A 22,133-nucleotide genomic window follows, 5' to 3' on the forward strand; every position below is an offset into this window, starting at 1 on the left:
GCAAACGGCGCCTGTTTTTGCGTCACCTGTCTTTTTTTCGCTGGGAAGCAAATATTTTTGCCTGTGGACAACGTCTAGGGAGAGCGTCTGTGTACAAGCTGTTGATCCGTTCTGCACAATCCCGTTTTCGCGTCCTTCGCAAAAAGTTGTTCATGTCCACGCCGCAGTAAACAGTGCGGTTCTGCCGTTCAACAGCGCCTTGCAAGTCATTGATTCGCATCGGATTTATTCGGTTGTTCCACTTATCCACAGACACCTACTATCTGTGTGCTATCTGTACAGATAGTTTTGAGTAATTCAACACATCGCTTCGATCGGCTCGACCCGCTTTACACCCGGCTTGAGCCATGGACAAGGCCAATTCGTTCCGGCATTCTTCAGGCTTCGCGTCTCGGAAAGGATGCGTTCCCGAGGGAACTGGCCTTCCTTCGCGAAGGTGCAAGCACTCTCGTTGACCGGGGATGGTCAACGAATGGCGATGCAAGACATGTGTCGGTCGAAAGCGATGATTGCCGCGCTGCGAAGCATGGCCAGAGGCTGGATAACGCGGTGCTGTCGTCTGCGTAAAAAACAGGCACTTCAGCGGTTTGGCGTCAGGTTGTTAACACCGCTGCAGGACCGCGATCGCTCAGGCCTTGGACGGCACCACAGGCCTGATAGGCGAAAAAAAGCCCGGCGTGGCGCCGGGCAGTGTGTGCAGTGAAGATGAAGGACGTCAGAAGCCTGGAAGGGCGATTGCTGCACGCAGGCGAATCAACGGGCAAGGAGCCAGCCGTCAGACCGCCCGTAGCCGCTCGATGGCCAGATCGAGTGTCTCCGGACGTTTGGCAAAGCAGAAACGCACCAGCTGCCGGTTGGACGACGCCGCATGGGGATCGCCGTAGAAGGCGGCAATCGGGATCACGGCAACGCCATGGTTCAGGGTCAGCCAGCGGGCGAACTCGGCTTCGGGCAAGTCCGAGATGGCGCTGTAGTCCGCCATCAGGAAGAAGGTGCCCGGAGAAGGCAGCACCTTGAAGCGGGTCGTGGCCAAGCCGTTGGCCAGCTGGTCGCGCTTGGCCTGATAGAAGGCGGGCAGGTCCAGATAGTGACCGGGGTTGGCCATGAACGCTGCCAGTCCCACCTGCAACGGGGTTGCCACCGAGAACACCATGAACTGGTGCACCTTGCGGAATTCTTCCGTCATGGATGCGGGGGCGCAGCAGTAGCCGATCTTCCAGCCCGTGGTGTGGAAGGTCTTGCCGAAGGACGAGATCACAAAGCTGCGTGCAGCGAGTGCCGGTCGCCGCGCTACCGACGCATGCGGGACGCCGTCGAACACGATGTGTTCATACACCTCGTCCGAGACCAGATGGATGCCCGTCTCGGCCACGATGCGCTCCAGCGCATCCAGATCAGCGTCGTTCAATATGGCGCCGGTCGGGTTGTGCGGGAAGTTGATCATCAGCAGGCGCGTGCGCGGCGTGATGGCGGCGCGCACCTTGTCCCAGTCCGGGCGGAAGGTCGGCTGTGACGGGCTGGGCGGGGTCAGCGCCACCGGCACTGGAATGCCGCCAGCCAGGCGGATCGCGGGCACATACGAGTCGTAGTTCGGCTCGAGCACGATGATTTCGTCTCCGGCATGGACGCATGCCAGGATGGCGGTCATCAGCGCCTGGGTTGCGCCGCTGGTGACGGTGATATCGCTGTCGGCATGGTAGGTCGCGCCATACGACTGCGTCATTTTCAGTGCGATGGCCTCGCGCAGGGCAGCAATGCCCGGCATGAAGGCGTACTGGTTGTGACCCGCCAGCATCGCCTGGTTCACCAGCGAGAGCAGTTCCGGATCGGGATCGAAGTCCGGATAGCCCTGGCCGAGATTGACGGCCTGGTGCTCGGCCGCGAGCCGGCTCATCACGGTAAAGATCGTGACGCCGACGTCGGGAAGTTTTGAATTCAACATGAGAAATGAGTCCCTGGGGGATAAGCGCAGCCGCGCCAGTCTACCCGCCGCAGGCGCGTTGCCGGGCAAGCCGCTCGGGTTTATTGTCGAGCACAGTAACCGCACATACTGACTGCCGAGTATGTATTGATTATCCGGATCGGCAATCAAACCGACCCGACACGACACAAACAGCAATCGCGACGTTGCAGAATTATTAATGCCGACCTTAATGGGGATGGCGCAACGACGCCAATTGCGGCATACCAAAAGCCGGGATGGCAGTTACTCGCACAGCGCTGGTGCACGCACGAAAAGCGGTCCCAGAAAGGTGCGTATGCCCCGTTGTAGCGCCCCCTTGCGGCATTTCGCATACTTCACGAGCAGGGGTATTGATTCGCCCAATCCACGCAGGTATGCTGCATTTCGCAGTGGATTCAAGTATTACGCAAGTCCCGTCTGCCATCTGCGCGTGTGTGAATACCGCAGTCAGTTCGTGTCGGCGTTCTTGTTTTGCATTGTCTGATCTATTGGCACATATTTAGAGGACGCCGATCATGGCACAAAAGGGCAAGGTTAAATGGTTCAACGCGGACAAGGGCTTCGGTTTCATTACCCCCGACGCCGGTGGTCCTGACGTATTCGCGCACTTCTCCGCCATCACGGGCCGCGGCTACCGCAGCCTGACCGAAGGCCAGGACGTGGAATATGAGGTCAAAGACGGCCCGAAAGGCCCGCAGGCAGCGGACATCAAGCCGCTGTGAGCGAAACCGGCGGGCGGCAAGCCTGCCGGGTGGTACGGCGTTAAAAAAGCCCTCCTGGTTCGCCAGGAGGGCTTTTGCATTGGGTGAGCAGCGGGGTCAGATACCAGGCACGGCGGCCTGGATGACTCCATCCACTATCGGGTACTGAGCACTTCGGGGTTGACGATGTTCTTGGGCTGGCCCTGCACCCAGGCCACGATGTTCTCGAAGGCCACCCGGAAGTACATCTCATAGCTGTCGGTCTCGACAAAACCAATGTGCGGGGTGCAGATCACATTCTCCATGCGCAGCAGGGGATGGCCCTGCAGGATGGGTTCCGACTCGAACACGTCAATCGCCGCCAGGCCCGGACGGCCACGGTTGAGCGCCAGCACCAGCGCATCCGACTCGATCAGCTCCGCGCGGGACGTATTGACGATCAGGGCAGTCGGTTTCATCAGGTTCAGGTCGGCCTTGCTGACAATGCCGCGGGTATCTTCCGTCAGTTTGAGCAGCAGGCTGATGACATCGCACGATTGGAAAAAAGTGGCCTTGTCCGGCGCGACGTCCCAGCCGTCTGCCTTGGCGCGCTCCAGGGTCGACTCGCGTCCCCAGACCACCACATTCATTCCAAACGCTTTGCCGTATCCGGCCACCAGTTTGCCGATCCGTCCATAGCCGTATATGCCAAGTGTCTTCCCATGCAATACACTGCCGAGCCCGAAGTTCGGCGGCATTGACGAGGCTTTCATGCCTGACTGCTGCCATGCGCCGTGCTTAAGGTTTGCGACGTATTGCGGAATACGCCGCATGGCTGTCATGATCAGTGCCCAGGTCAATTCGGCCGGCGCGACAGGCGAACCCACACCTTGGGCGACCGCAATGCCGCGCGCCGTACACGCCTCGATGTCCACGTGCGAACCCGCTCTGCCAGTTTGCGCAATCAGCTTCAGCTGGGGCAGTTTTTCGATCAAGGCACGGCTGATCGACGTGCGTTCACGGATGAGCACCAGCGCCTCGGTATCACGAAGCCGGACCGCCAATTGGCCCAGTCCCTTCACCGTGTTGTTGTAGACCTTGACCTCGTGCCCATCGAGCAGAGAAATGCAATGGAGCTTACGGGCGGCATCTTGGTAGTCATCCAGAATAGTGATGCGCATTCTTGGGTTCCTGATATGTTTTGCGGTGGTGAGTAACGAGTCGGTCCGGCAGCGCCACCAGCGGTAACCAACCCTTTCCAGGCAACGTCTTGCGGTGAGATCGGGTGCAGTATATTAAGTCTGCCGGACCCATCGTTGTTCGGGCTATTTATAAATTCGGTGCAATCGCACCCCAGGAGAGACGTACGTCATGAACGCAATTCCCAAGACAGCGGAAGGCAGCACGCTTCCCGCAATCAACGCCCCCGAGTGGGTTCAACATGAAGCCCTCAAAGCGTGGGTGGCAGATGTCGCGGCTTTGACGCAACCTGACCGTATCGAATGGTGCGACGGTTCCCAAGAAGAGTACGACCGCCTCTGCGCCCAGATGGTGGACTCCGGCATGCTGCGCCGCCTGAGCGCCGAAAAGCGCCCCAATTCGTATCTGGCCTGGTCCGATCCGGATGACGTCGCGCGCGTCGAAGACCGCACGTTCATCTGTTCCGAACGCCAGGAAGATGCCGGCCCGACGAACAACTGGACCGACCCGACCGAGATGCGTGCCACGATGCACGGTCTGTTCGAAGGCGCCATGCGCGGCCGCACGCTGTATGTGATTCCGTTTTCGATGGGCCCGCTGGGTTCGCCGATTGCGCACATCGGTGTCGAATTGAGCGACTCGCCGTATGTGGTCGTCAACATGAAGCTGATGACGCGCATGGGCAAGAAGGTCTATGACGTGTTGGGTACCGACGGCGAATTCGTGCCGTGCGTCCATACCGTCGGCGCGCCGCTGCAGCCGGGCCAGGCCGACGTGCGCTGGCCGTGCAACAACACCAAGTACATCGTTCATTACCCCGAAACGCGCGAGATCTGGTCCTTTGGTTCGGGATACGGCGGCAACGCGCTGCTGGGCAAGAAGTGCCTGGCGCTGCGTATCGCATCCAAGATGGGTCAGGACGAAGGCTGGCTGGCCGAACACATGCTGATCCTGGGCGTGACCGCACCGGACGGCGCCAAGATGCACGTGGCAGCGGCGTTCCCGTCGGCCTGCGGCAAGACCAACTTCGCCATGATGATTCCACCGGCTGCATTGCCGGGCTGGAAGGTCACCACGATCGGTGACGACATTGCGTGGATCAAGCCGGGCAAGGATGGCCGCCTGTACGCCATCAACCCTGAAAACGGCTACTTTGGCGTGGCCCCGGGCACGAACGAAAAGTCCAACTACAACTGCATGGCCTCGCTGCGCGAAAACGTAATCTTCACGAACGTTGCGCTGACCGATGATGGCGACGTGTGGTGGGAAGGCATGGGCGAGCCGCCTGCACATTGCACCGACTGGCAGGGCAAGGAATGGACGCCGGAGATCGGCAAATCCACCGGCCGCAAGGCAGCCCACCCGAATGCCCGTTTCACGGTCGCTGCCGTACAGAACCCGGTGATCGACCCCGAGTACGACAATCCTGCCGGCGTTGCGATCGACGCGTTCATCTTCGGTGGCCGTCGCTCGACGACCGTGCCGCTGGTCACGCAAGCGCGCAACTGGAAGGAAGGCGTCTACATGGCTGCAACGATGGGGTCGGAAACGACTGCCGCCGCTGCCGGCAAACAAGGCGTTGTGCGCCGCGACCCGTTCGCCATGCTGCCGTTCTGCGGCTACAACATGAGCGACTACTTCCAGCACTGGCTGACGCTGGGCGAACAGCTCGAGGCGTCGGGCGCGAAGCTGCCAGGCATCTTCTGCGTCAACTGGTTCCGCACTGATGAGAACGGCAAGTTCGTGTGGCCAGGCTTTGGCGAGAACATGCGTGTTCTGAAATGGATGCTGGAGCGTATCGGAGGCTCGGGCACCGGCAAGGAACACGTGTTTGGCGTGTCGCCGAACTACGACGACATGACCTGGGAAGGCGTCGACTTCACGCGTGAACAGTTCGACCAGATCACCGCAATCGACACCGCGGCATGGCGCGAAGAACTGAAGCTGCACGACGAGTTGTTTGCGTTGCTGGAGCAGCGTCTGCCGGCCGAATTGCTGGCAGTCCGCAAGCAACTGGACCAGCGTCTGGGTGCGTAAGGCGACAGGCAATCGCAAGTCGGTCGCCTGTGCGGAACGGTACTTTGGTGTGGACTGAAGGACCGGTCTGGTTGTTGAAAGAGAGCGCTTCGGCGCTCTTTTTTTGTGTCTTGATCATTCTTGAGCGCGCTCAATGGTGAGACAGTTCGTTATTGAGCGCGTTGCGTAATTGAGCATGTGGTGAAGTTAGGCGTCTAAGAAAACCGCTGGTGGGTCTTCGTTCGGCTTTGGTGTCAGGGGCTGCAGATGGGGCATTCAGGGGCGTGGCGGGCGCGATGCGCTGATCGGCTTCATCGGCGTCATGGATGTTCAGAAAGGGCGCGGCGTTGCGATTGGCTTGAGGTGGAGGAGTTCGAGGCGGTGCCTTGCCCGGCTCGTGGTGGGGTTATGTGTGTGTGACTCGAGGGTTAGGGCTGGCGGTGTACGAGTCCTTGAGAGCCTCGGTTGAGTTCGTCGAGGCATCGATAAAGTATGGCTGGGTGAGCACGACACGGGGAAGGGCCCACTGCACAGACGACGAATGCGATCTGGTGGATCGTACGCGGGGAAGTCGGCGATGTTGCTTGATGCTGGTTGCTTATTGCCTGTTGTTGGCCGTATCGCTGTTGCCGGGCAGCGTTCTCTTCGAATCAGGTGGCTTCGGTTCGGCGTGGTATTTGCGGACCGGGCAACTGGTTCTCACCGGGTCATTTCGGGTGGTTTTCACCGGTTTTGAAGAACTGGCGCTGTCCTCGAATTTAGGACAGTCATTCCAGACACACTCTGAACGCTAGATTTGGCGCGGTTTCGGCATGCTTGACCCTACTCATTTATAAAACCCCTATCGGTAGCGTTCAGTCGCGTCGTGCGATGGAGTGCGCTTCTGCTTCGTTCGGTTTTAATGGTCGCCCGGGGCGCGGCTGACGCAATGCGGCATTTGTCTCTTGAGAATGTGCCTGAATACCGGCTCGGCCTTTGCTGCTGTCCGGCGCGCCGGTTTCACGCTGCACCGTCTGCAGAATCCGGTCCGAATGGCCGACCAGTGCGAGGGTCGCTGTTTGGGCTTCCGCCCGCATCCACAGTCCATGGTGGCGATCGCCTCCGCACCTACGGGGTCAGTGCGAGTCGCGGTGGAGCGTGCAGGCCAGGGACCCGTCCAGCCCTCACGCTAGCGATCGATCTATGGGCTGGGCTGGGCCGCGTATCCCATCTGTTCAGCTTGCTTCGAGTTCGGAACTCTGGACACTGACGAGAGGTGACCGCCGCGTCTTGCAGTCGCGGGAACGGGGTGCACAGGCTTCCGTTGTGGAGCGCTGGCAGCAGGTCCAGTGCGGAGTAGGGGGAACGGTCACCACGCGGGAAGGAACATCTGGCTGGTGCAGTACTGGAAAGGACGCCCGTAGCTCGAAGAACTTTGGTATGAATAGATATGCCTCTGCTGCCTAGCCTGGACCTGCAAAGTTTGCGAAAGGCGGTGGGAGAAATTCGAGTCGCGGGGATGATGGTTGCAAAGAAGCTGACGGACTACGCCAACTGGCGAAGCGGACGCCAGCGTCGACACGTTTGATCGCGGCCCGATCCGTTCGTTGGCGTCATGGCGGGGTGTCGATACTCTGCCGGGTTCGGTGCATGTTCTACGTGGAACGCCCGAGAACGATGCGTCCGCGCAGTAGCAGGCATGCAATGACGGGCAGCGCTGATACGGGGCGTTCGAAGCTTAATACTGCGCCGGGGTGTTGGAGGCGTTGGATGTAAGGTGCTGGGCATGCAGTTGTTGGTGCGCCGCCTAATGTATCTAGTAGCAGTGCTGGGTACTTGGTGTTTGTCGCTCAGTGGTTTCCATTTGGGGCGTCGTGCGCTGCGATGCGGACGGTGGATGGAGCTCGATGCTCGGTGCTGGTGTTCTGTTGTCGATATTCGATTGCTCGATGCCGGAGCTCGAGAACGGATGGCGCGATAGTTGGGCAAGGTACCCAAGGCGCGTTGATCCGAGGCTCCGGACTCGGGGCGCAAGATTCAAGACCCAACGGGCGCAGGACCCAAGAAGCGAGACTTAGACGCAAGACCCCCGGTGCAAGGCGACTGATGCAAGGCCCCAAATGCGAGACCAGGGCGCGAGGGCCCAGGGTGCGAGACCCCAGGGCGCCAGGCCCGGACGCGGGACCCCGGGCTAGACCCCCAGGCGCAAGATCCCAGCTGCAAGGCCCCCAGCCGCCAGTCCTGCGGCGCGATACCGCGAGGCAATTTCTCAGAGGCGATACCCACTAACCCGTGCGCGATGTTGGGGTCTAACGCTGCGTGCTTGGTGCCCGCACCTTATGCCCGCTGCTGTGCTGCGATGCCGCTCCTTGCAGCCTAGCGTTCATTACTTGATGGAAGCTAGACAGGTGAGACCAGTTTTACCAGGCACCCTGATATTCCCGCCCGGCGAAGCGCTTTGGTTTGCTTCACTGCGCTCTTCGTAACTCTGTGGATAAGTCCGCGTTTTTCCGGGTCTGATTTTTGTGGATAACTTGGTTTGACTAGGTTTAGGGGCGGGTGTTGGCAGCGCCTTTCGCTCCCCAATATGTGAAGGATGACCGCTCGCAGGCTTCGCAGACGGTTGTCTCCCCAAACGCTGCGTTCTGGTCAATGATGCCGTTGGCGCTCAAGGTTTCACGTGGAACAAGCGCAATACTCTGCGGAACCCTTGATGTATCGCGACCTTTGGCTCAGGCGGCGTGAATCCGCAGTTGAAATGGCGGTGATCCTGCCGTGCCGAAGAAGGAAGTGCGGTAGTCGAACGCTCAACCCTTTGGAAACGATCCGATTGCGCCGCGCTTTGTCTTCGGCCTGTGGGCAACTTTGGGGAAAAGCAGAGCTACGAGCCATTCCGCCGCGTGAAAGAGCACTGCTCGAAATGGATGCAGCATGCTTCGGCAGGTCCGCCGTGAACAGACGCGGACGGTGCATAAACATGTGGACAACTGTGGTGCCTTGGGTCGTCCGATTTGTGCATAACTCAGGCGGACCGTCGAGGTAGGCTCGCCTACGTCCTTGAAATGACGCAGGCGTGTGGAGGTTGCGCGAAGGACAGGCTGGAGCGTTGGTGAAGGAAGCCGTCGGGGTTGGGGCGTCTGATACAACAACGTGCCGCGAACAGTTGGCGCAATCTTGAAGCAAGTGGCGATGGATCAAGGTGCGAGGCTACCCGAAGGTCAGCTTCGACTGACATTGGGTATTTAGTCAGCCAATCCTAAGTGTTCCACGTTCAACTTTCGGCGAAGGGCAGGGCGCGGCGACGGGACGAACCTCTGCTGTGGGCAACTTTGGGGACAAACTCGGACTCGAGCGTGGAATTGGCTCTGGCCGTTTCTGCTTATTCGGTAGCCAGCTTGGACGCTGCTGTCTTGGCGGGTGCAGGACTCCACTGCTCGGGCGACTTGCTCAGTCAGGTCCGATCGCCCACCCAGGGCAGACACCTGCAGGCCGGCAGACTACGCCCACTTATGCAAAGCTTCCATCCCAACCTAACGCGCCACGGGGCACCGCGCTCTCCAGCGCCGGCCCACCACCGGCCCCAGCACCGGCCCCAGCACCGAGCCCAGCAACGAGCCCCGCACCCAAAAATCCGTATCCTGGGACCGCGCATGCCGTATGCCCATGTAGGGCACCGTGTCAGTTGTGCGTCGACTGCCTTTCCTCGAGTGGCAGCTGCTGGTATGCAGACGCCCCGCTGTACTCAGTGGGTCTATCGTTTGTTCGCCGTGGTAAGGCAATGTGCAGGCGCTGGAATTCTCTGCATTCGAATACGCTCTCGACGCGGCAGCGCTTACAACAGCTGACCGACTGACGCGGCCTATGAAGCACACGTATGAACCTGCCTACGCAAAGTAGGTGCTTGGGTGGATCTCCTCCAGCTTGCCGTTCGCCTTCCTGTTTGACCGGCCGGACGTGTCGAGCATCGAAGCGTGGACCGCGCCGTTCGTCAAGCTATCGATGACTTGCAACTATCGCGCCCTTGCACGCGGAGGCTGTGGTCGAGCAAGGCATAGCAATGCAAGCGATCCGCACCTTGCAGGGTCCTTCGTAAGCGCCGTAGTCGGTGTTGGCCCAGAATGTTGCCGGTGTCGCATTGCATCGCACTTCGACCTGCAGGTGCGTACCAGGTGGCCTTTGTCAGCGTTCCCGCGCGAGACCATCACGTAGGTCGGGGTTCCACTGCTCCCTTCGCACTATCAATGACTTGACGACCGATGCCTCGGCGAGCCTAGCATTAGTCAGTACGCAATCACTCGGAACAATCTCTCATGGCTAAGGTCGGAGAAGGGGCAGCGCTTTGACGCGTTCGTTGTGTTGCACCGCCGAGCCTGGGCGATGAATCGTCCCCGCAGAAGTTCGGGGGGACGCAAAAGCGGGTACGGACCCTATAGAACTGCCCTGGGCCGATATCGGCGAGCCGAGCGTTCGGGTTAGTGGCGGACGATATGCACCAGGCAGAGCGTGTCAGATGGGATGTTCCACGTGGAACAATCGTTCGCAGTGCTGCCGAACGAAGTCACCGTCGCAAGCCCGCTATCCATTCGCCTGTGCGGTGCCTGCCTCTAGCAGCCGGCGTCTAGATCAAAGCTTTGTCCGACGGCATGTGGAAAAAGTTGGGGACAAGCCGGGGATAACCTCGGATAACTTCTGCGGTCTTCCATGAGGGCACTTTAAGCCGCAAGACGGTGGATCTTTAAAAGCTTTAAAGCCGTGTATTACTACCGACTGGCAAAGTGCTTCAAGCGTCCGGCAATGCTGCAGACTGGCCAAATCTCCTCGAATGTTTCACGTGAAACATCGCACGGTGCTGTGTTCCACGTGAAACATCGGCCGTTCGCCCGGTATCTCGACGCCTTAAACATTCGCCCATAGCTCCCCGACACACCTATAATCATGAGTCTTGCCTAAACTCTGTGCAGTTAGGCGAGGCGACGGGACCGAGCCTGGATCCCTTACTGGATGCTCATCATGTTGTACCCCACCGAATTCGACGTCATTGTGGTTGGCGGCGGTCATGCCGGAACCGAAGCTGCGTTGGCTGCTGCCCGCTCGGGAAGCAAGACGCTGCTGCTCACGCATAACATCGAGACGCTAGGTCAGATGTCCTGCAACCCGTCCATCGGCGGCATCGGCAAGGGTCATCTGGTCAAGGAAGTCGATGCCCTTGGCGGGGCCATGGCCCTGGCGACTGACGAAGCGGGCATCCAGTTCCGTATCCTGAATGCGTCGAAGGGACCGGCTGTGCGTGCCACGCGTGCACAGGCAGACCGCGTTCTCTACCGCAAGGCGATCCGCGATCGCCTAGAAAACCAGCCGAACTTGTGGCTGTTTCAGCAGGCCGTGGACGACCTGATGCTGGAAGGCGACCGGGCGGTCGGCGCCGTCACGCAAATAGGATTGCGCTTTCGTAGCCGCACCGTTGTGCTGACAGCGGGCACCTTTCTGAATGGCCTGGTCCACGTGGGGCTGCAGAACTATCCGGCCGGTCGTGCGGGCGATCCCCCGGCTGTGTCTCTGGGAATGCGTCTGCAGGAATTGAAGCTGGGGCAGGGCCGTCTCAAGACGGGAACGCCTCCCCGCATCGATGGCCGCAGCATCGACTTCAGCAAGACCGAAGAACAGCCTGGCGATCTGGATCCGGTTCCAGTGTTTTCGTATCTGGGCAACACGGCGATGCACCCGCAGCAGGTGCCTTGCTGGATTACCCACACCAATGAGCGGACGCACGACATCATTCGTGCGGGCCTGGACCGGTCGCCGATGTACACCGGCGTGATCGAAGGGGTGGGGCCGCGGTACTGCCCATCGATTGAAGACAAGATTCACCGTTTCGCGGACAAGGCATCGCATCAGATTTTCCTGGAACCGGAAGGCCTGACGACGAATGAGTTCTATCCCAACGGCGTGTCGACCAGCCTGCCTTTCGACGTGCAACTGGATCTGGTTCGCTCGCTGCCCGGCCTGGAGAACGCGCACATCCTTCGGCCGGGTTATGCGATCGAGTATGACTACTTTGATCCACGTGGATTGAAGGCAAGCTTCGAGACGCGGGCGATTGGTGGACTGTTCTTTGCGGGACAGATCAACGGCACGACGGGCTATGAAGAGGCGGCGGCGCAGGGTCTGCTGGCGGGTATCAACGCGTCGCTGCAGGCGCGGGGCAAGGAAGCCTGGACGCCGCGCCGGGACCAGGCGTACTTGGGCGTGTTGGCAGACGACTTGATCACGCGTGGTGTGACGGAGCCCTATCGCATGTTCACGTCGCGCGCCGAATACCGCCTGAGCTTGCGGGAAGACAACGCCGATGCCCGTCTGACGGAGGTCGGTCGTGAACTCGGCCTGGTGGATGACGCCCGGTGGGATGCGTTCAATCGCAAGCGTGACGCGGTGGCCAGCGAGGTCGAGCGCCTGAAGTCGACGTGGGTGAATCCGCGGTCCTTCCAGGCAGATGCCGCAACGCAGCTGCTTGGCAAGCCGATCGAACGTGAGTACAGCCTGTTCGATCTGCTCAAGCGCCCGGATGTTTCCTACGACAACCTGATGAAAGCCGAGAACGGCGATGCCGGTCTGCTGGCAGGCCCGGGCGTGAGGGATCCGATCGTGGCCGACCAGGTTGAAGTGCAGGTGAAGTACGCGGGCTACATCACGCGTCAGCAGCACGACGTGGAAAAGCAGGCGGGTCACGAGAACCAACGCATTCCGGCAGACATCGATTACGACAGCGTGACCAGCCTGTCTTTCGAGGTTCGCCAGAAGTTCAAGACGCACCGCCCGGAGACGGTGGGCCAAGCCGCCCGGATCTCGGGCGTGACACCGGCGGCGATTTCCTTGCTGCTGATTCACCTGAAACGGCGCCAGCATGCCAAGCGCGCAGCGGACGGTTCATCCAATCAAGTGGCAGCCTGAGCCGTGGCAGAATCGACCAAACCCGATCTATCCCTGACCGACGCCCCGTTCAACGGGGGCGTCTTTGCTGACAAGCTGGCAGCCGATTGCGCCACGCTGCGCCTTCCGCTGAACAATATCCAGATCGACCGATTGCTGAACTACCTGGCGCAGATGCTGCGCTGGAATCGTACGTACAACCTGACGGCCATTCGCGAGCCGGAACAGATGCTGCTGCATCACATCGTCGACAGTTTGGCGGTGGTGCCTGAGCTGGCACAGCATCTGCAGGGCAAGCCGGCTCGTATCCTGGATGTCGGATCGGGTGGCGGATTGCCCGGCGTCGTGCTGGCTATCGCCAAGCCGGACTGGGAAGTGTGCTGCGTGGATGCCGTGGAGAAGAAGACGTCTTTCGTGCGTCACATTGCCAGCGTCCAGGGGCTGAAGAATCTGAGCGCGGTCCATTCGCGCGTCGAAGATCTGGCTTTGACCAACAGCGACATCGTCATCTCGCGCGCTTTTGCATCGCTGCAGGACTTTGCCGCGCTTGCAGGTCGGCATGTTCGCCAGGGTGGAAGCCTTGTCGCGATGAAGGGCCACCCGCCAGAAGAGGAAATCACCACCGTGCGCGACCAGGGTGAATGGCGCGTGAACGGGGTGACGCCGTTGTATGTTCCACGTTTATCAGCACGCCGCTGTCTGGTCTGGATGGATCGAGGCGACGTGGCTCAGGAAGGAGAAGCATGATGGTTCGTCGGCTCGTTGCCGGGACCTGTGTTGCGTTGGCGGTGGCTGCTGCGTCGGTCGCTGCCTTTGCCGCAGCCCCTCCGGTAACCTCGGTCCCGCAGTTGGATATCGTCAACTATATGGGCCAGTGGTACGAGATCTCCAAGTACCCGAACCGATTCCAGAAGGATTGCCGCCGCAACACGACGGCAACGTATCGCGCCTGGCCAGAAGGCGGCATCGAGGTCATCAATCGATGCGAGCAGGAAAACGGAAAGGTGGAAGAGGCGGTGGGCCGCGCGCGTCCGGGCAAGACGGCGTCTCAGCTGGAAGTGCGTTTCGCGCCGTCCTGGCTGTCTTTCCTGGCATGGGTGTGGGCACCTTATTGGGTGATCCAGCTTGCTCCCGACTATCGGTATGCCGTGGTCAGCGAGCCTGACCGCGAATACTTATGGATATTGGCGCGCAGCCCGACGCTGTCGCCCGAGGACCAGCGTGACATCATGTCGAAGCTGGCTGACCAGGGCTACGACACCAGCAAGCTGCAACGCACCGAGCAGACCGGCAACCCCACTCAAAAATGAAGCGAACCCACGACTAGATGTCACCAGATTCCAGCATGGCCAGTCCGGCAACGGACGGCGAAAGCCCCGTCAGTCTCGATGCAATTACCGGGGTCGAGCCGCTCAACGCAAAGAGCGCTCGCGCGACCGCGCGGGTGTTCTGCATTGCCAACCAGAAGGGCGGGGTAGGCAAGACCACCACCGCCGTCAACCTGGCGGCAGGACTGGCGTCGCACGGCCAGCGGGTCCTGCTGATCGATCTCGATCCCCAGGGCAATGCGACCATGGGCAGTGGTATCGACAAGCGCCAGCTGGCTGCGACGCTGTACCAGGTCCTGATTGGTGAAGCGACGATCGCAACTGCCGCCGTGCCGTCCGAATCGGGCGGCTACGACGTGCTGCCATCCAACCGGGAACTGGCTGGCGCCGAGATCGACCTAGTGGATCTGGATGACCGCGAAAAGCAGCTCAAGCATGCCATTGCCACCGTCGCGGATCGTTATGATTTTGTCCTGATCGACTGCCCGCCCACGCTGTCGTTGTTGACCCTGAACGGACTGACCGCCGCGCACGGCGTGATCATTCCGATGCAGTGCGAGTACTTTGCGCTGGAAGGCCTGTCTGACCTGGTCAATACCATCAAGCGGGTCCATGCGAATCTGAATCCCGACCTGCGGGTGATCGGTCTGCTGCGCGTCATGTTCGACCCGCGCATTACCCTTCAGCAGCAGGTGTCCGCACAACTGGAAAGCCACTTCGGCGACAAGGTGTTCGAAGCGGTCATTCCCCGGAACGTTCGTCTTGCCGAGGCGCCAAGTTATGGCATGCCTGGCGTGGTGTTCGATCCGAATTCCAAAGGGGCCCAGGCCTATCTTGCGTTCGGCGCCGAAATGATCGAGCGCGTGAAGACGCTGTAGTCCGGAGCATCCATGGATACGAAAGCAGGACTTAAGAAAGTGACCATCAAGAAACCCAAAGGCCTCGGCCGTGGACTCGACGCCTTGCTGGGCGCCGACGCGCCCGCCGTGAGTGGCCTGGGCAAGCGCGCCAGCGAGGCCGAGCCAAGTGGCCCGCCTGCCGTGCTGCCCATTGCCCAGCTGCAGGCAGGGCAATACCAGCCGCGGTCACGCATGGACGAGGGTGCGCTTGCCGAACTGGCCGAGTCCATTCGTACGCAGGGCATCATGCAGCCGATCCTGGTGCGGGCCTTGGCGCACGGGAAGTACGAGATCATTGCCGGTGAACGGCGCTTTCGTGCGGCGCAGCTGGCTGGCCTGACTGAGGTGCCGGTGCTGGTCCGCGAAGTGACGGACGAGAACGCCGCGGTCATGGCGCTGATCGAAAACATCCAGCGCGAAGACCTGAACCCGCTTGAAGAAGCGCAGGGCGTCCACCGCCTGATCGATGAGTTCGGCATGACACACGAGGTCGCGGCCCAGGCAATCGGCCGGTCGCGGTCGGCCACGAGCAATCTGCTGCGGCTGTTGAATCTGGCAGCGCCGGTGCAAACCATGCTGCTGGCGGGTGATCTGGACATGGGCCACGCGCGCGCGTTGCTGTCGGTCGACGCGGCCACGCAGATCCAGTTGGCGACCCAGATCGTAGCTAAACGCATGTCGGTGCGGGAGGCTGAAAAGCTGGTCGCGCAGACCCAGGAAGAATCGCAGCAGAAGGCCGGCGGCAAGAAGGCGTCTGCCAAGTCCCGGGACGTAACGCGGCTGGAAGAAGCCTTGTCGGATCGGCTGGGTACACAGGTGGTCTTCAAGATAGGCGCGAAAGACAAAGGCCAGATCGTGATCGACTTCCATGGCTGGGAGCATCTGTCGTCCTTGCTGGAAAAGCAGGGGTTCGGTGACGTGCTCGAGGGAAGCTGAGCCGAAGGCACTTTGATGGGATCCGTAGTGGATCTGTGACAAAGGCGGCAATGGCCGCCTTTTTCTTTGGGCGGTCGATTTGTCGTGGCTGCGGCCATTTCACGTGGCACCCTTGGGATGGTGCCGCTCGGGGCGCCGCATGCACTGAAGGTGGTTTCCCGAGAAGGTGAGCCCTAGCCGCAGCCTTAGCCATAGCGATAGCCGCAGCCGCGCCCGCTGCCCGTGCCCCAGCCAACCTATCCTCTTGGACGGCCAATTACGCCGGCATCGACAGGATCAGTCCGGCCCTGGCCGGGGATCCTCGCGAAATGACCGTCAATCCGTGACGTCGTCCCGAAATTGTGGACAGAGCCTGTTTTTCCACCTGGACCTCGACGCCGCCCTTTCCGACCGACAGCTGGACGGAGGCATCGTTTCCATCGTCCAGTTGTACCCACCCCTTGACGCGAAGCAGTGACGGACCAAAATCGGCGGCCAGGGCCTGCAGGCGTCTGATCAGATCGTCCTGCGCCAGGGCTTCCGACATCACCACGAATGTCGTAACGGCATCGTGGACGTGGCCGTGGTGGCCGTGGGAGCCCTCATGACCGCGGTGGTCGTGGTCAACATGGCCGTGGCCCTGCTTGTGTTCAGCAGCGACGGCTGCGCTACCGCTACCGGAAAGCCCGCTCTTGTGCGCATGCTTATGCTCATGCTGGTCGTGCTCAATATTTTCTTCCGCTCGAAAATGCGCTTGATCAAAATTTGATGCGTTAAAACTTTGATCGTGGTCAATCTTGAGCGAGTGCAAGCCCCCGCCGTCGATCGCCGTCCTGTCATTCGAAGACAGCAACTCGCCGTCCGGATGCTGCAAGGCGCCTTCGACCGAGGTCCACCCCAGGTCTCCTGCCGCTGATCGCAGCTGTGGCGCCGCGGCGTTGAGATCGCGCAGCCGCGCGCTCAATGCCTGCGCATCCGCCAACGATGCAAGATCCGTCTTGGTGATGACCAGCACCTGCGCATGAGCGATCTGCGATCGCGCCTCTGCATGATGCGCCAGGACCGTGTCTGCGGCGGTCACGCTCAATGTGGTGATGACGCCGGCCAGTCGGTAGCGCTCGCGCAACAGCGGGACTTGCACCAACGCCGCGATCACGGCCCCGGGATCCGCTAGCCCGGTCGTCTCGATGACCACGGAAGGGAAGGCCGGCATGCGGCGCTGCAGGCGGGCCCAGAACAGCGATTCCAGCGCCTCTTCAAGCCCCGGCAAGCCGGTACAGCACACGCACGCGTTGGCGATCAATGAAGGGGTGTCGCTGGCTGCTGCAATGATCTGATCGTCGTAGCCCACCTCGCCAATTTCATTGACGATGACCGCAGCGTCTTTCAGCGCGGGGCTGCGCAGCCAGCGGCAAAGAAGCGTGGTCTTGCCGCTGCCCAGAAAGCCGGTGACGAGATAGACAGGTATGCGGGCGATAGTCATAGGCAGGAAGTCAGAGGCTGATGTAGGTCGGGAAGGACCCGTATGTCGGCAAGGACCCGTAGCCTCGCAAGAAGCGGGCCGGGCAGGCGCCCTTGCGACGACCTTGGCCCCTTACGACGGGCTTTACGACGCCCCTTACGACCGGTGTTACGACGCGTTGTGCCCCAGCCGTGAGGACACCGCTTCGGTGGCTTCCAGCAACGCCGGCACAAAGCTGCGCAGCGTCTTTTTGGACAGACGCTGGATCGGTCCCGCAACCCCGATCGCAGCAATGACATTGCCGCCCAAGTCGCGAATCGGCGCGGCAATGCCCCGCATGCCAAGTTCGCTTTCTTCGTCATCCACCGCGAAGCCGTTACGCCGCACCGCATCCAGCGTCTTGCGCAGTTCGACCGGATCCGTGGTGGTGTTCGGGGTGCGCGCAACCATCGGTTCTTTCAGGATGCGCCCGATCACATCAACCGGTTGGTACGCCAGCAGGGCACGGCCTTCGCTGGTGCAGAAGGCGGGCTTGCGCGCGCCGATGTAGCTGTTCATGCGAATGGCCTGCAGGCTTTCCAGATTGAACAGATACATGATGCTGCTGTGATCGAGCGTGGCCAGGTGCACGGTTTCGCCCGTCTTTTCGCGCAGGGTGTGCAGATGCGGCAGCGCCAGATTCGGGACGTCCATGCGGCGGCGCACGAGTGCGCCGAGTGCAAACAGGCCCAGGCCCAGACGGTAGCGTCCGCTGTCGGGATTTTGCTCCAGCAGGCCCTCGGCAGTGAGCGTGGAGGCCAGCCGGTGCACGGTGCTCTTGGCGACGCCCAGGCGCTTGGCCAGGGTGCTGATGCCGATCTCGACCTCGTCTTCCGAAAAGGTCTTGAGCAGGCGGACGGCGGAGGTGACCGATGACAAACGTCCTTCTGGGGTCTCGATCTGTTCAGGTGAAGTCATGGATGGCGGTTCCGGAGAAGGCCCTCTTTATACCTGCATCACTCTGGCGGCACAAAAAAGGCAGCACCCAGGCAGCAACCCAGGCCGTCCCCCGCCTGCCGCACTTACTTCTTCGCGACCGCCGCTTCCTTCACGTACGGCGTCCAGTGATCGATCTCCTTCTTGAAATACTGATTGAAGGTAGGGACGTCCCAATCGAAGGTTTCCATGTTCTGCGTGGCCAGTTCCTGCACGGCGGCCGGGGTCTTGAGTCCGCGCCGCACTTCGGCGTTGAGCTTGTCGACCAGGGCCGGATTCATGCCCGCGGGGCCCGACAGCGAGAACCACGTCGTCCCGACCAGACGGGGATAGCCGAGCTCGGCAAACGTGGGCACATCGGGAAATTCGGCGATGCGTTTGGACGACGTGACGGCAATGGGGCGCAGGCGACCCGAGCGGATGTTGCCAGCGGCGGTCGTCAAGGTCGTGAACGCGGCGGGCACCTGGTTGGCGGCCACGTCAGCCACGGCGGGATTGGCGCCCTTGTAGCTGATCTGCACCAGGTTCAGGCCCGTTTCGGCGCGGAAGGCTTCGCCAATCAATGCGGCGTGCGTGCCCTGGCCGGGCGATCCCCAGCTGAGCCCTTCAGGGCGCGACTTGGCGTACGCCATGAAGCCGGCCAGGTCCTTGATCGGCAAGGTGGCGTTGACGGCCAGCACGGCGGGCGGGCCGCCCAGGATGGCGATGTGGGTGAAGTCCTTGATCGGGTCGTAGGAGTTCGGATTGTCGACCGGCGCGACGACATGCGAGCCGATGCCCGAAACGACCAGGGTGTAGCCGTCAGGCTCGGCGCGCGCCACCATTTGCGAGCCTATGATGCCGCCCGCGCCGCCGCGGTTTTCCACCACAAAGGTTTGCTTGAAGACGTCGGACAAATGTTTGGCGATCACGCGGCCCAGGGTGTCCGAGCTGCCGCCCGGTGCGTACGGGACGATGACGCGGACCGGTTTGGTGGGCCAGGCGGCGGTCTGCGCACAGGCCATACCGGTGGTGGCCGCCAGTGCGGCCGTGGTGAGCAGCAGGCGTGCGAACGCCCGTCGATGTTGGTTCATGCGTGTCTCCTGATGTTGTCGCGTTGCCAAATCTGAGGTCGGCTACCGCGTGGTGCGTGATCGTCGTGCGAGCTTCGGATCCCATCCGTGTTGCGTTTGACAGATGTTGAAAACCAATGATAACGTCGTTTCTTAATAAGGAACAACGTTCTTATATACGGAACGAACGCCACCGTGCTTTACCCAACGCCGCATTCGACGCCGCATTCGAAGCACCGCATTCAGGAAGTCGAGGAGACACCCCATGTTGAAAAAAGAACAGAACGACCTGCTCACGCAAACCGGTCCGGGTACGCCCATGGGCGACCTGTTCCGCCGCTACTGGCTGCCCGTGTTGCTCAAGGAAGAGCTGCCTGAGCCGGGCTGTGAACCGGTGCGGGTGCAGCTGCTGTCGGAACGCATGATTGCCATCCGCGACACGGAAGGGAACTACGGGCTGATGGACGAGTTCTGTGCGCACCGCGGTGTGTCGCTGTGGTTCGGCCGTCACGAGCCGGGCGGCATCCGCTGCCCGTATCACGGCTGGAAATACCGCACCGATGGGCAATGCGTGGAAGTGCCGTCGGAACCGGAAGGCAGCAAGCTGTGCGACCGCATCAAGCTCAAGGCCTATCCGCTGGTCGAGCGTGGCGACATCCTTTGGACGTACATGGGACCGCCCGAGCTGCAGCCGCCGCTTCCTGAATTCGAATTTGCGATGGTGCCGAGCTCGCAGCGCTTCACGTCCAAGCGCATCCAGGAAAGCAACTGGCTGCAGGCGCTGGAAGGCGGGATCGATTCCAGCCACGTGTCCTGGCTGCATCGCGACAGCCTGAACAGCGATCCCTTGTTCAAGGGCGCGGCGGGCAACCAGTACAACCTGCAGGACATGCGCCCGGTGTTTGAAGTCGTGGACAGCGACGATGGCCTGTTCGTGGGCGTGCGCCGCAACGCCGGCCCCGACAAATACTACTGGCGCGTCACGCCATGGATCGTGCCGTACTTCACGATGGTGCCGCCGCGTGGCGACCATCCCATCCATGGTCATTTCTGGGTGCCGATCGACGACGAACATTGCTGGACCTGGAGCTTCGATTACCACGCGCGCCGCGACCTGACCGAGCACGAAGTGCAGGCCATGCGCGACGGCATGGGCATCCACGTCAAATACGTGCCGGGTACGTTCATTCCGCTGCAGAACAAGGCCAACAACTACCTGATCGACCGCCAGGCGCAGCGCGAAGGCCGCACCTATAGCGGTGTCGAGGGCATCGGCATGCAAGACGCGTCCTTGCAGGAAAGCATGGGTCCGATCCAGGACCGCACGCGCGAATTCCTGACCTCGACCGACAACGGCATCGTGATGATGCGCCGCCGCCTGATGCGTGTGATCAAGGAAATGCAGGAAGGCATCTCGCCGCCGGCGCTTCAGCCCGAAGCCCACCATGTGCGATCGGCCGCCGTGGTGATCGGACGGGACGAAGACTTCCGCGTTGCCGCCAAGGACGCCTTGCGCGTCCAGCCCGATCGCGGCCACGCGTCGGTCTGATCATGAACGCATCCTTTCTGGCCGCGGTGGCGGAGCCTGGCACCGAGGGCGCATCTTCCAACCGCATCGTGCTGCGCGAGTTCACGGCGCCGCCCGAGACGGAAACGAGCGGCCTGCTCAAGATCGCGATCACCGGCGTCTGCGGCAGCGACTGGCCGTATTACCAGCAACTGCCCGCCAGCCGTGGCCCGCTCATTCTGGGCCACGAAACCGTCGGCCACATCGACCGTCTGGGTTCGGTGGCGCGCGCGAAGTGGGGCGTCAAAGAAGGCGACCTGGTGGCGCTTGAGGAGTACCTGCCTTGCGGCCATTGCGAGTTCTGCCGCAGCGGCGAGTTTCGCTTGTGCGATGCGACCGACTGGCGCCTTGGCGGCCTGCGTTACGGCGCCACGGGGCTGAAGACCGCGCCGGGATTGTGGGGCGGCTTTGCGCAGTACCAGCACTTGCACCTGAATACGGTGTTCCACCGCGTGCCGTCGGGGGTGTCGCCCCGTCATGCGGCCTTGGCCTTGCCGCTGGCCAATGGGATCGAGTGGACCTACTTGCATGGCGGCGCGGGGCCAGGGCAGACGGTGGTGATCCAGGGTCCGGGCCAGCAGGGCCTGTCATGCGTGGTGGCCGCCCGCGAGGCCGGCGCGCAGATGATCATCGTGACCGGCCTGTCCACCGAAACCGACCGCGCGCGCCTGGCCCTGGCACGTCGGCTAGGTGCACATCACACGATCGATATCGGCGAGCAGGATCTGCTGCAGACGGTGGCGGATCTGACGGGCGGAACGATGGCGGATCTGGTGATCGATTGCGCCGCGGGTGGCACGGAGTCGGTGACGACGGCGATGCAGCTGGCGCGCAAGCGGGGGAGGGTGATTCTGGGCGGTCAGAAGCGACGCAAGCTACCGGAGTTCGATAGCGACATGATCATTGCGCGGTTCCTGACGGTGAAGGGAATGCGGGGGCATAGCTATGAGTCAGTGGAGCTGGCGTTGCAGTTGATCGCGGGGGATCGGCATCATGTGACGGAGATGAGTACGCATATGTTCGGACTGGGGGATACGGATCTGGCGTTGCGGAGTCTGGTGGGGGAGGGGGTGGAAGGACCGGTGCATATGACGATTGATCCTTGGGTTTGACTTGGGTGGTTTTTGAGTTTTGCTGTTGGTTTTTGAGTTTTGCTGTTGGCGCGCGGGG

The 22,133-nt window shown here is 61.3% G+C and carries 15 protein-coding genes; 10 read left to right on the top strand and 5 right to left on the bottom strand.

The genetic code is table 11. The annotated features are described in order from the left end of the window. Positions 1-775 precede the first annotated feature (775 nt). The gene (locus IE116_RS17400; RefSeq protein WP_189614180.1) at positions 776-1,942 is read right to left on the bottom strand and encodes a pyridoxal phosphate-dependent aminotransferase; all 1,167 of its coding nucleotides are present in this window, start codon (positions 1,940-1,942) and stop codon (positions 776-778) included. A 536-nt stretch (positions 1,943-2,478) separates the two neighbouring features. Here IE116_RS17400 and IE116_RS17405 point away from each other — a divergent pair. Continuing rightward, the gene (locus tag IE116_RS17405; protein ID WP_179582560.1) at positions 2,479-2,685 is read left to right on the top strand and encodes a cold-shock protein; all 207 of its coding nucleotides are present in this window, start codon (positions 2,479-2,481) and stop codon (positions 2,683-2,685) included. Positions 2,686-2,819: 134 nt separating this feature from the next. Here the strand turns inward: IE116_RS17405 and IE116_RS17410 are convergent, their stop codons facing one another. Further along, positions 2,820-3,824 (bottom strand): D-2-hydroxyacid dehydrogenase family protein, encoded by a 1,005-nt coding sequence (locus IE116_RS17410; protein WP_189614181.1) that lies wholly within the window; start codon positions 3,822-3,824, stop codon positions 2,820-2,822. A gap of 190 nt (positions 3,825-4,014) precedes the next feature. Here IE116_RS17410 and IE116_RS17415 point away from each other — a divergent pair, with 190 nt between their 5' ends. The 7 genes from IE116_RS17415 to IE116_RS17445 all read left to right on the top strand — a co-directional run bounded on the left by IE116_RS17415 (position 4,015) and on the right by IE116_RS17445 (position 15,928). Further along, complete coding sequence (locus IE116_RS17415; protein WP_189614182.1) at positions 4,015-5,880, top strand: phosphoenolpyruvate carboxykinase (GTP); 1,866 nt, start codon at positions 4,015-4,017, stop codon at positions 5,878-5,880. A gap of 563 nt (positions 5,881-6,443) precedes the next feature. Next, a complete protein-coding gene (locus IE116_RS17420; RefSeq protein ID WP_189614183.1) occupies positions 6,444-6,653 on the top strand; it encodes a hypothetical protein in 210 nt (69 codons plus the stop codon). Positions 6,654-10,848: 4,195 nt separating this feature from the next. After that, entirely contained in the window at positions 10,849-12,786 is a 1,938-nt protein-coding gene (gene mnmG / locus IE116_RS17425; RefSeq protein WP_189614184.1) for a tRNA uridine-5-carboxymethylaminomethyl(34) synthesis enzyme MnmG, read from the top strand. Between the two features lie 33 nt (positions 12,787-12,819). Further along, positions 12,820-13,512, top strand: coding sequence for a 16S rRNA (guanine(527)-N(7))-methyltransferase RsmG (gene rsmG / locus IE116_RS17430; protein WP_189614733.1), 693 nt, complete (start codon positions 12,820-12,822; stop codon positions 13,510-13,512). Continuing rightward, positions 13,509-14,075 (top strand): lipocalin family protein, encoded by a 567-nt coding sequence (locus IE116_RS17435; RefSeq protein WP_189614185.1) that lies wholly within the window; start codon positions 13,509-13,511, stop codon positions 14,073-14,075. The genes rsmG and IE116_RS17435 overlap by 4 nt, the downstream gene beginning before the upstream one ends. Before the next feature lie 35 nt (positions 14,076-14,110). After that, entirely contained in the window at positions 14,111-14,971 is an 861-nt protein-coding gene (locus tag IE116_RS17440; protein WP_189614186.1) for a ParA family protein, read from the top strand. Between the two features lie 39 nt (positions 14,972-15,010). Further along, a complete protein-coding gene (locus tag IE116_RS17445) occupies positions 15,011-15,928 on the top strand; it encodes a ParB/RepB/Spo0J family partition protein (protein ID WP_189614734.1) in 918 nt (305 codons plus the stop codon). Between the two features lie 256 nt (positions 15,929-16,184). On the opposite strand, the gene IE116_RS17450 is transcribed toward IE116_RS17445, so the two are convergent. From IE116_RS17450 to IE116_RS17460, 3 genes are all read right to left on the bottom strand, one after another. Beyond that, complete coding sequence (locus tag IE116_RS17450; protein ID WP_189614187.1) at positions 16,185-17,390, bottom strand: CobW family GTP-binding protein; 1,206 nt, start codon at positions 17,388-17,390, stop codon at positions 16,185-16,187. Between the two features lie 147 nt (positions 17,391-17,537). Beyond that, positions 17,538-18,326, bottom strand: a complete 789-nt coding sequence (locus IE116_RS17455; protein ID WP_189614188.1) for an IclR family transcriptional regulator — start codon at positions 18,324-18,326, stop codon at positions 17,538-17,540. 104 nt (positions 18,327-18,430) lie between these two features. Then, positions 18,431-19,417, bottom strand: a complete 987-nt coding sequence (locus tag IE116_RS17460) for a Bug family tripartite tricarboxylate transporter substrate binding protein (protein WP_189614189.1) — start codon at positions 19,415-19,417, stop codon at positions 18,431-18,433. A gap of 244 nt (positions 19,418-19,661) precedes the next feature. Here IE116_RS17460 and IE116_RS17465 point away from each other — a divergent pair, with 244 nt between their 5' ends. After that, positions 19,662-20,945, top strand: a complete 1,284-nt coding sequence (locus tag IE116_RS17465; protein WP_189614190.1) for a Rieske 2Fe-2S domain-containing protein — start codon at positions 19,662-19,664, stop codon at positions 20,943-20,945. 2 nt (positions 20,946-20,947) lie between these two features. Then, positions 20,948-22,075, top strand: a complete 1,128-nt coding sequence (locus IE116_RS17470) for a zinc-dependent alcohol dehydrogenase (protein ID WP_189614191.1) — start codon at positions 20,948-20,950, stop codon at positions 22,073-22,075. The last annotated feature ends 58 nt before the right edge of the window (positions 22,076-22,133 follow it).

Origin of the sequence: Pigmentiphaga litoralis (assembly GCF_014651835.1) — a bacterium.
GTDB classification, from domain to species: Bacteria; Pseudomonadota; Gammaproteobacteria; order Burkholderiales; family Burkholderiaceae_B; genus Pigmentiphaga; species Pigmentiphaga litoralis.

Excerpts from the sequence above, each read along its gene's own strand:
- IE116_RS17405 (WP_179582560.1), top strand. The coding sequence starts at position 2,479 with ATGGCACAAAAGGGCAAGGTTAAATGGTTCAACGCGGACAAGGGCTTC.
- IE116_RS17400 (WP_189614180.1), bottom strand. The coding sequence starts at position 1,942 with ATGTTGAATTCAAAACTTCCCGACGTCGGCGTCACGATCTTTACCGTG.
- IE116_RS17455 (WP_189614188.1), bottom strand. The coding sequence starts at position 18,326 with ATGACTTCACCTGAACAGATCGAGACCCCAGAAGGACGTTTGTCATCG.
- IE116_RS17465 (WP_189614190.1), top strand. The coding sequence starts at position 19,662 with ATGTTGAAAAAAGAACAGAACGACCTGCTCACGCAAACCGGTCCGGGT.
- IE116_RS17410 (WP_189614181.1), bottom strand. The coding sequence starts at position 3,824 with ATGCGCATCACTATTCTGGATGACTACCAAGATGCCGCCCGTAAGCTC.
- IE116_RS17440 (WP_189614186.1), top strand. The coding sequence starts at position 14,111 with ATGGCCAGTCCGGCAACGGACGGCGAAAGCCCCGTCAGTCTCGATGCA.
- IE116_RS17450 (WP_189614187.1), bottom strand. The coding sequence starts at position 17,390 with ATGACTATCGCCCGCATACCTGTCTATCTCGTCACCGGCTTTCTGGGC.
- IE116_RS17460 (WP_189614189.1), bottom strand. The coding sequence starts at position 19,417 with ATGAACCAACATCGACGGGCGTTCGCACGCCTGCTGCTCACCACGGCC.
- mnmG (WP_189614184.1), top strand. The coding sequence starts at position 10,849 with ATGTTGTACCCCACCGAATTCGACGTCATTGTGGTTGGCGGCGGTCAT.
- IE116_RS17435 (WP_189614185.1), top strand. The coding sequence starts at position 13,509 with ATGATGGTTCGTCGGCTCGTTGCCGGGACCTGTGTTGCGTTGGCGGTG.
- IE116_RS17470 (WP_189614191.1), top strand. The coding sequence starts at position 20,948 with ATGAACGCATCCTTTCTGGCCGCGGTGGCGGAGCCTGGCACCGAGGGC.
- IE116_RS17415 (WP_189614182.1), top strand. The coding sequence starts at position 4,015 with ATGAACGCAATTCCCAAGACAGCGGAAGGCAGCACGCTTCCCGCAATC.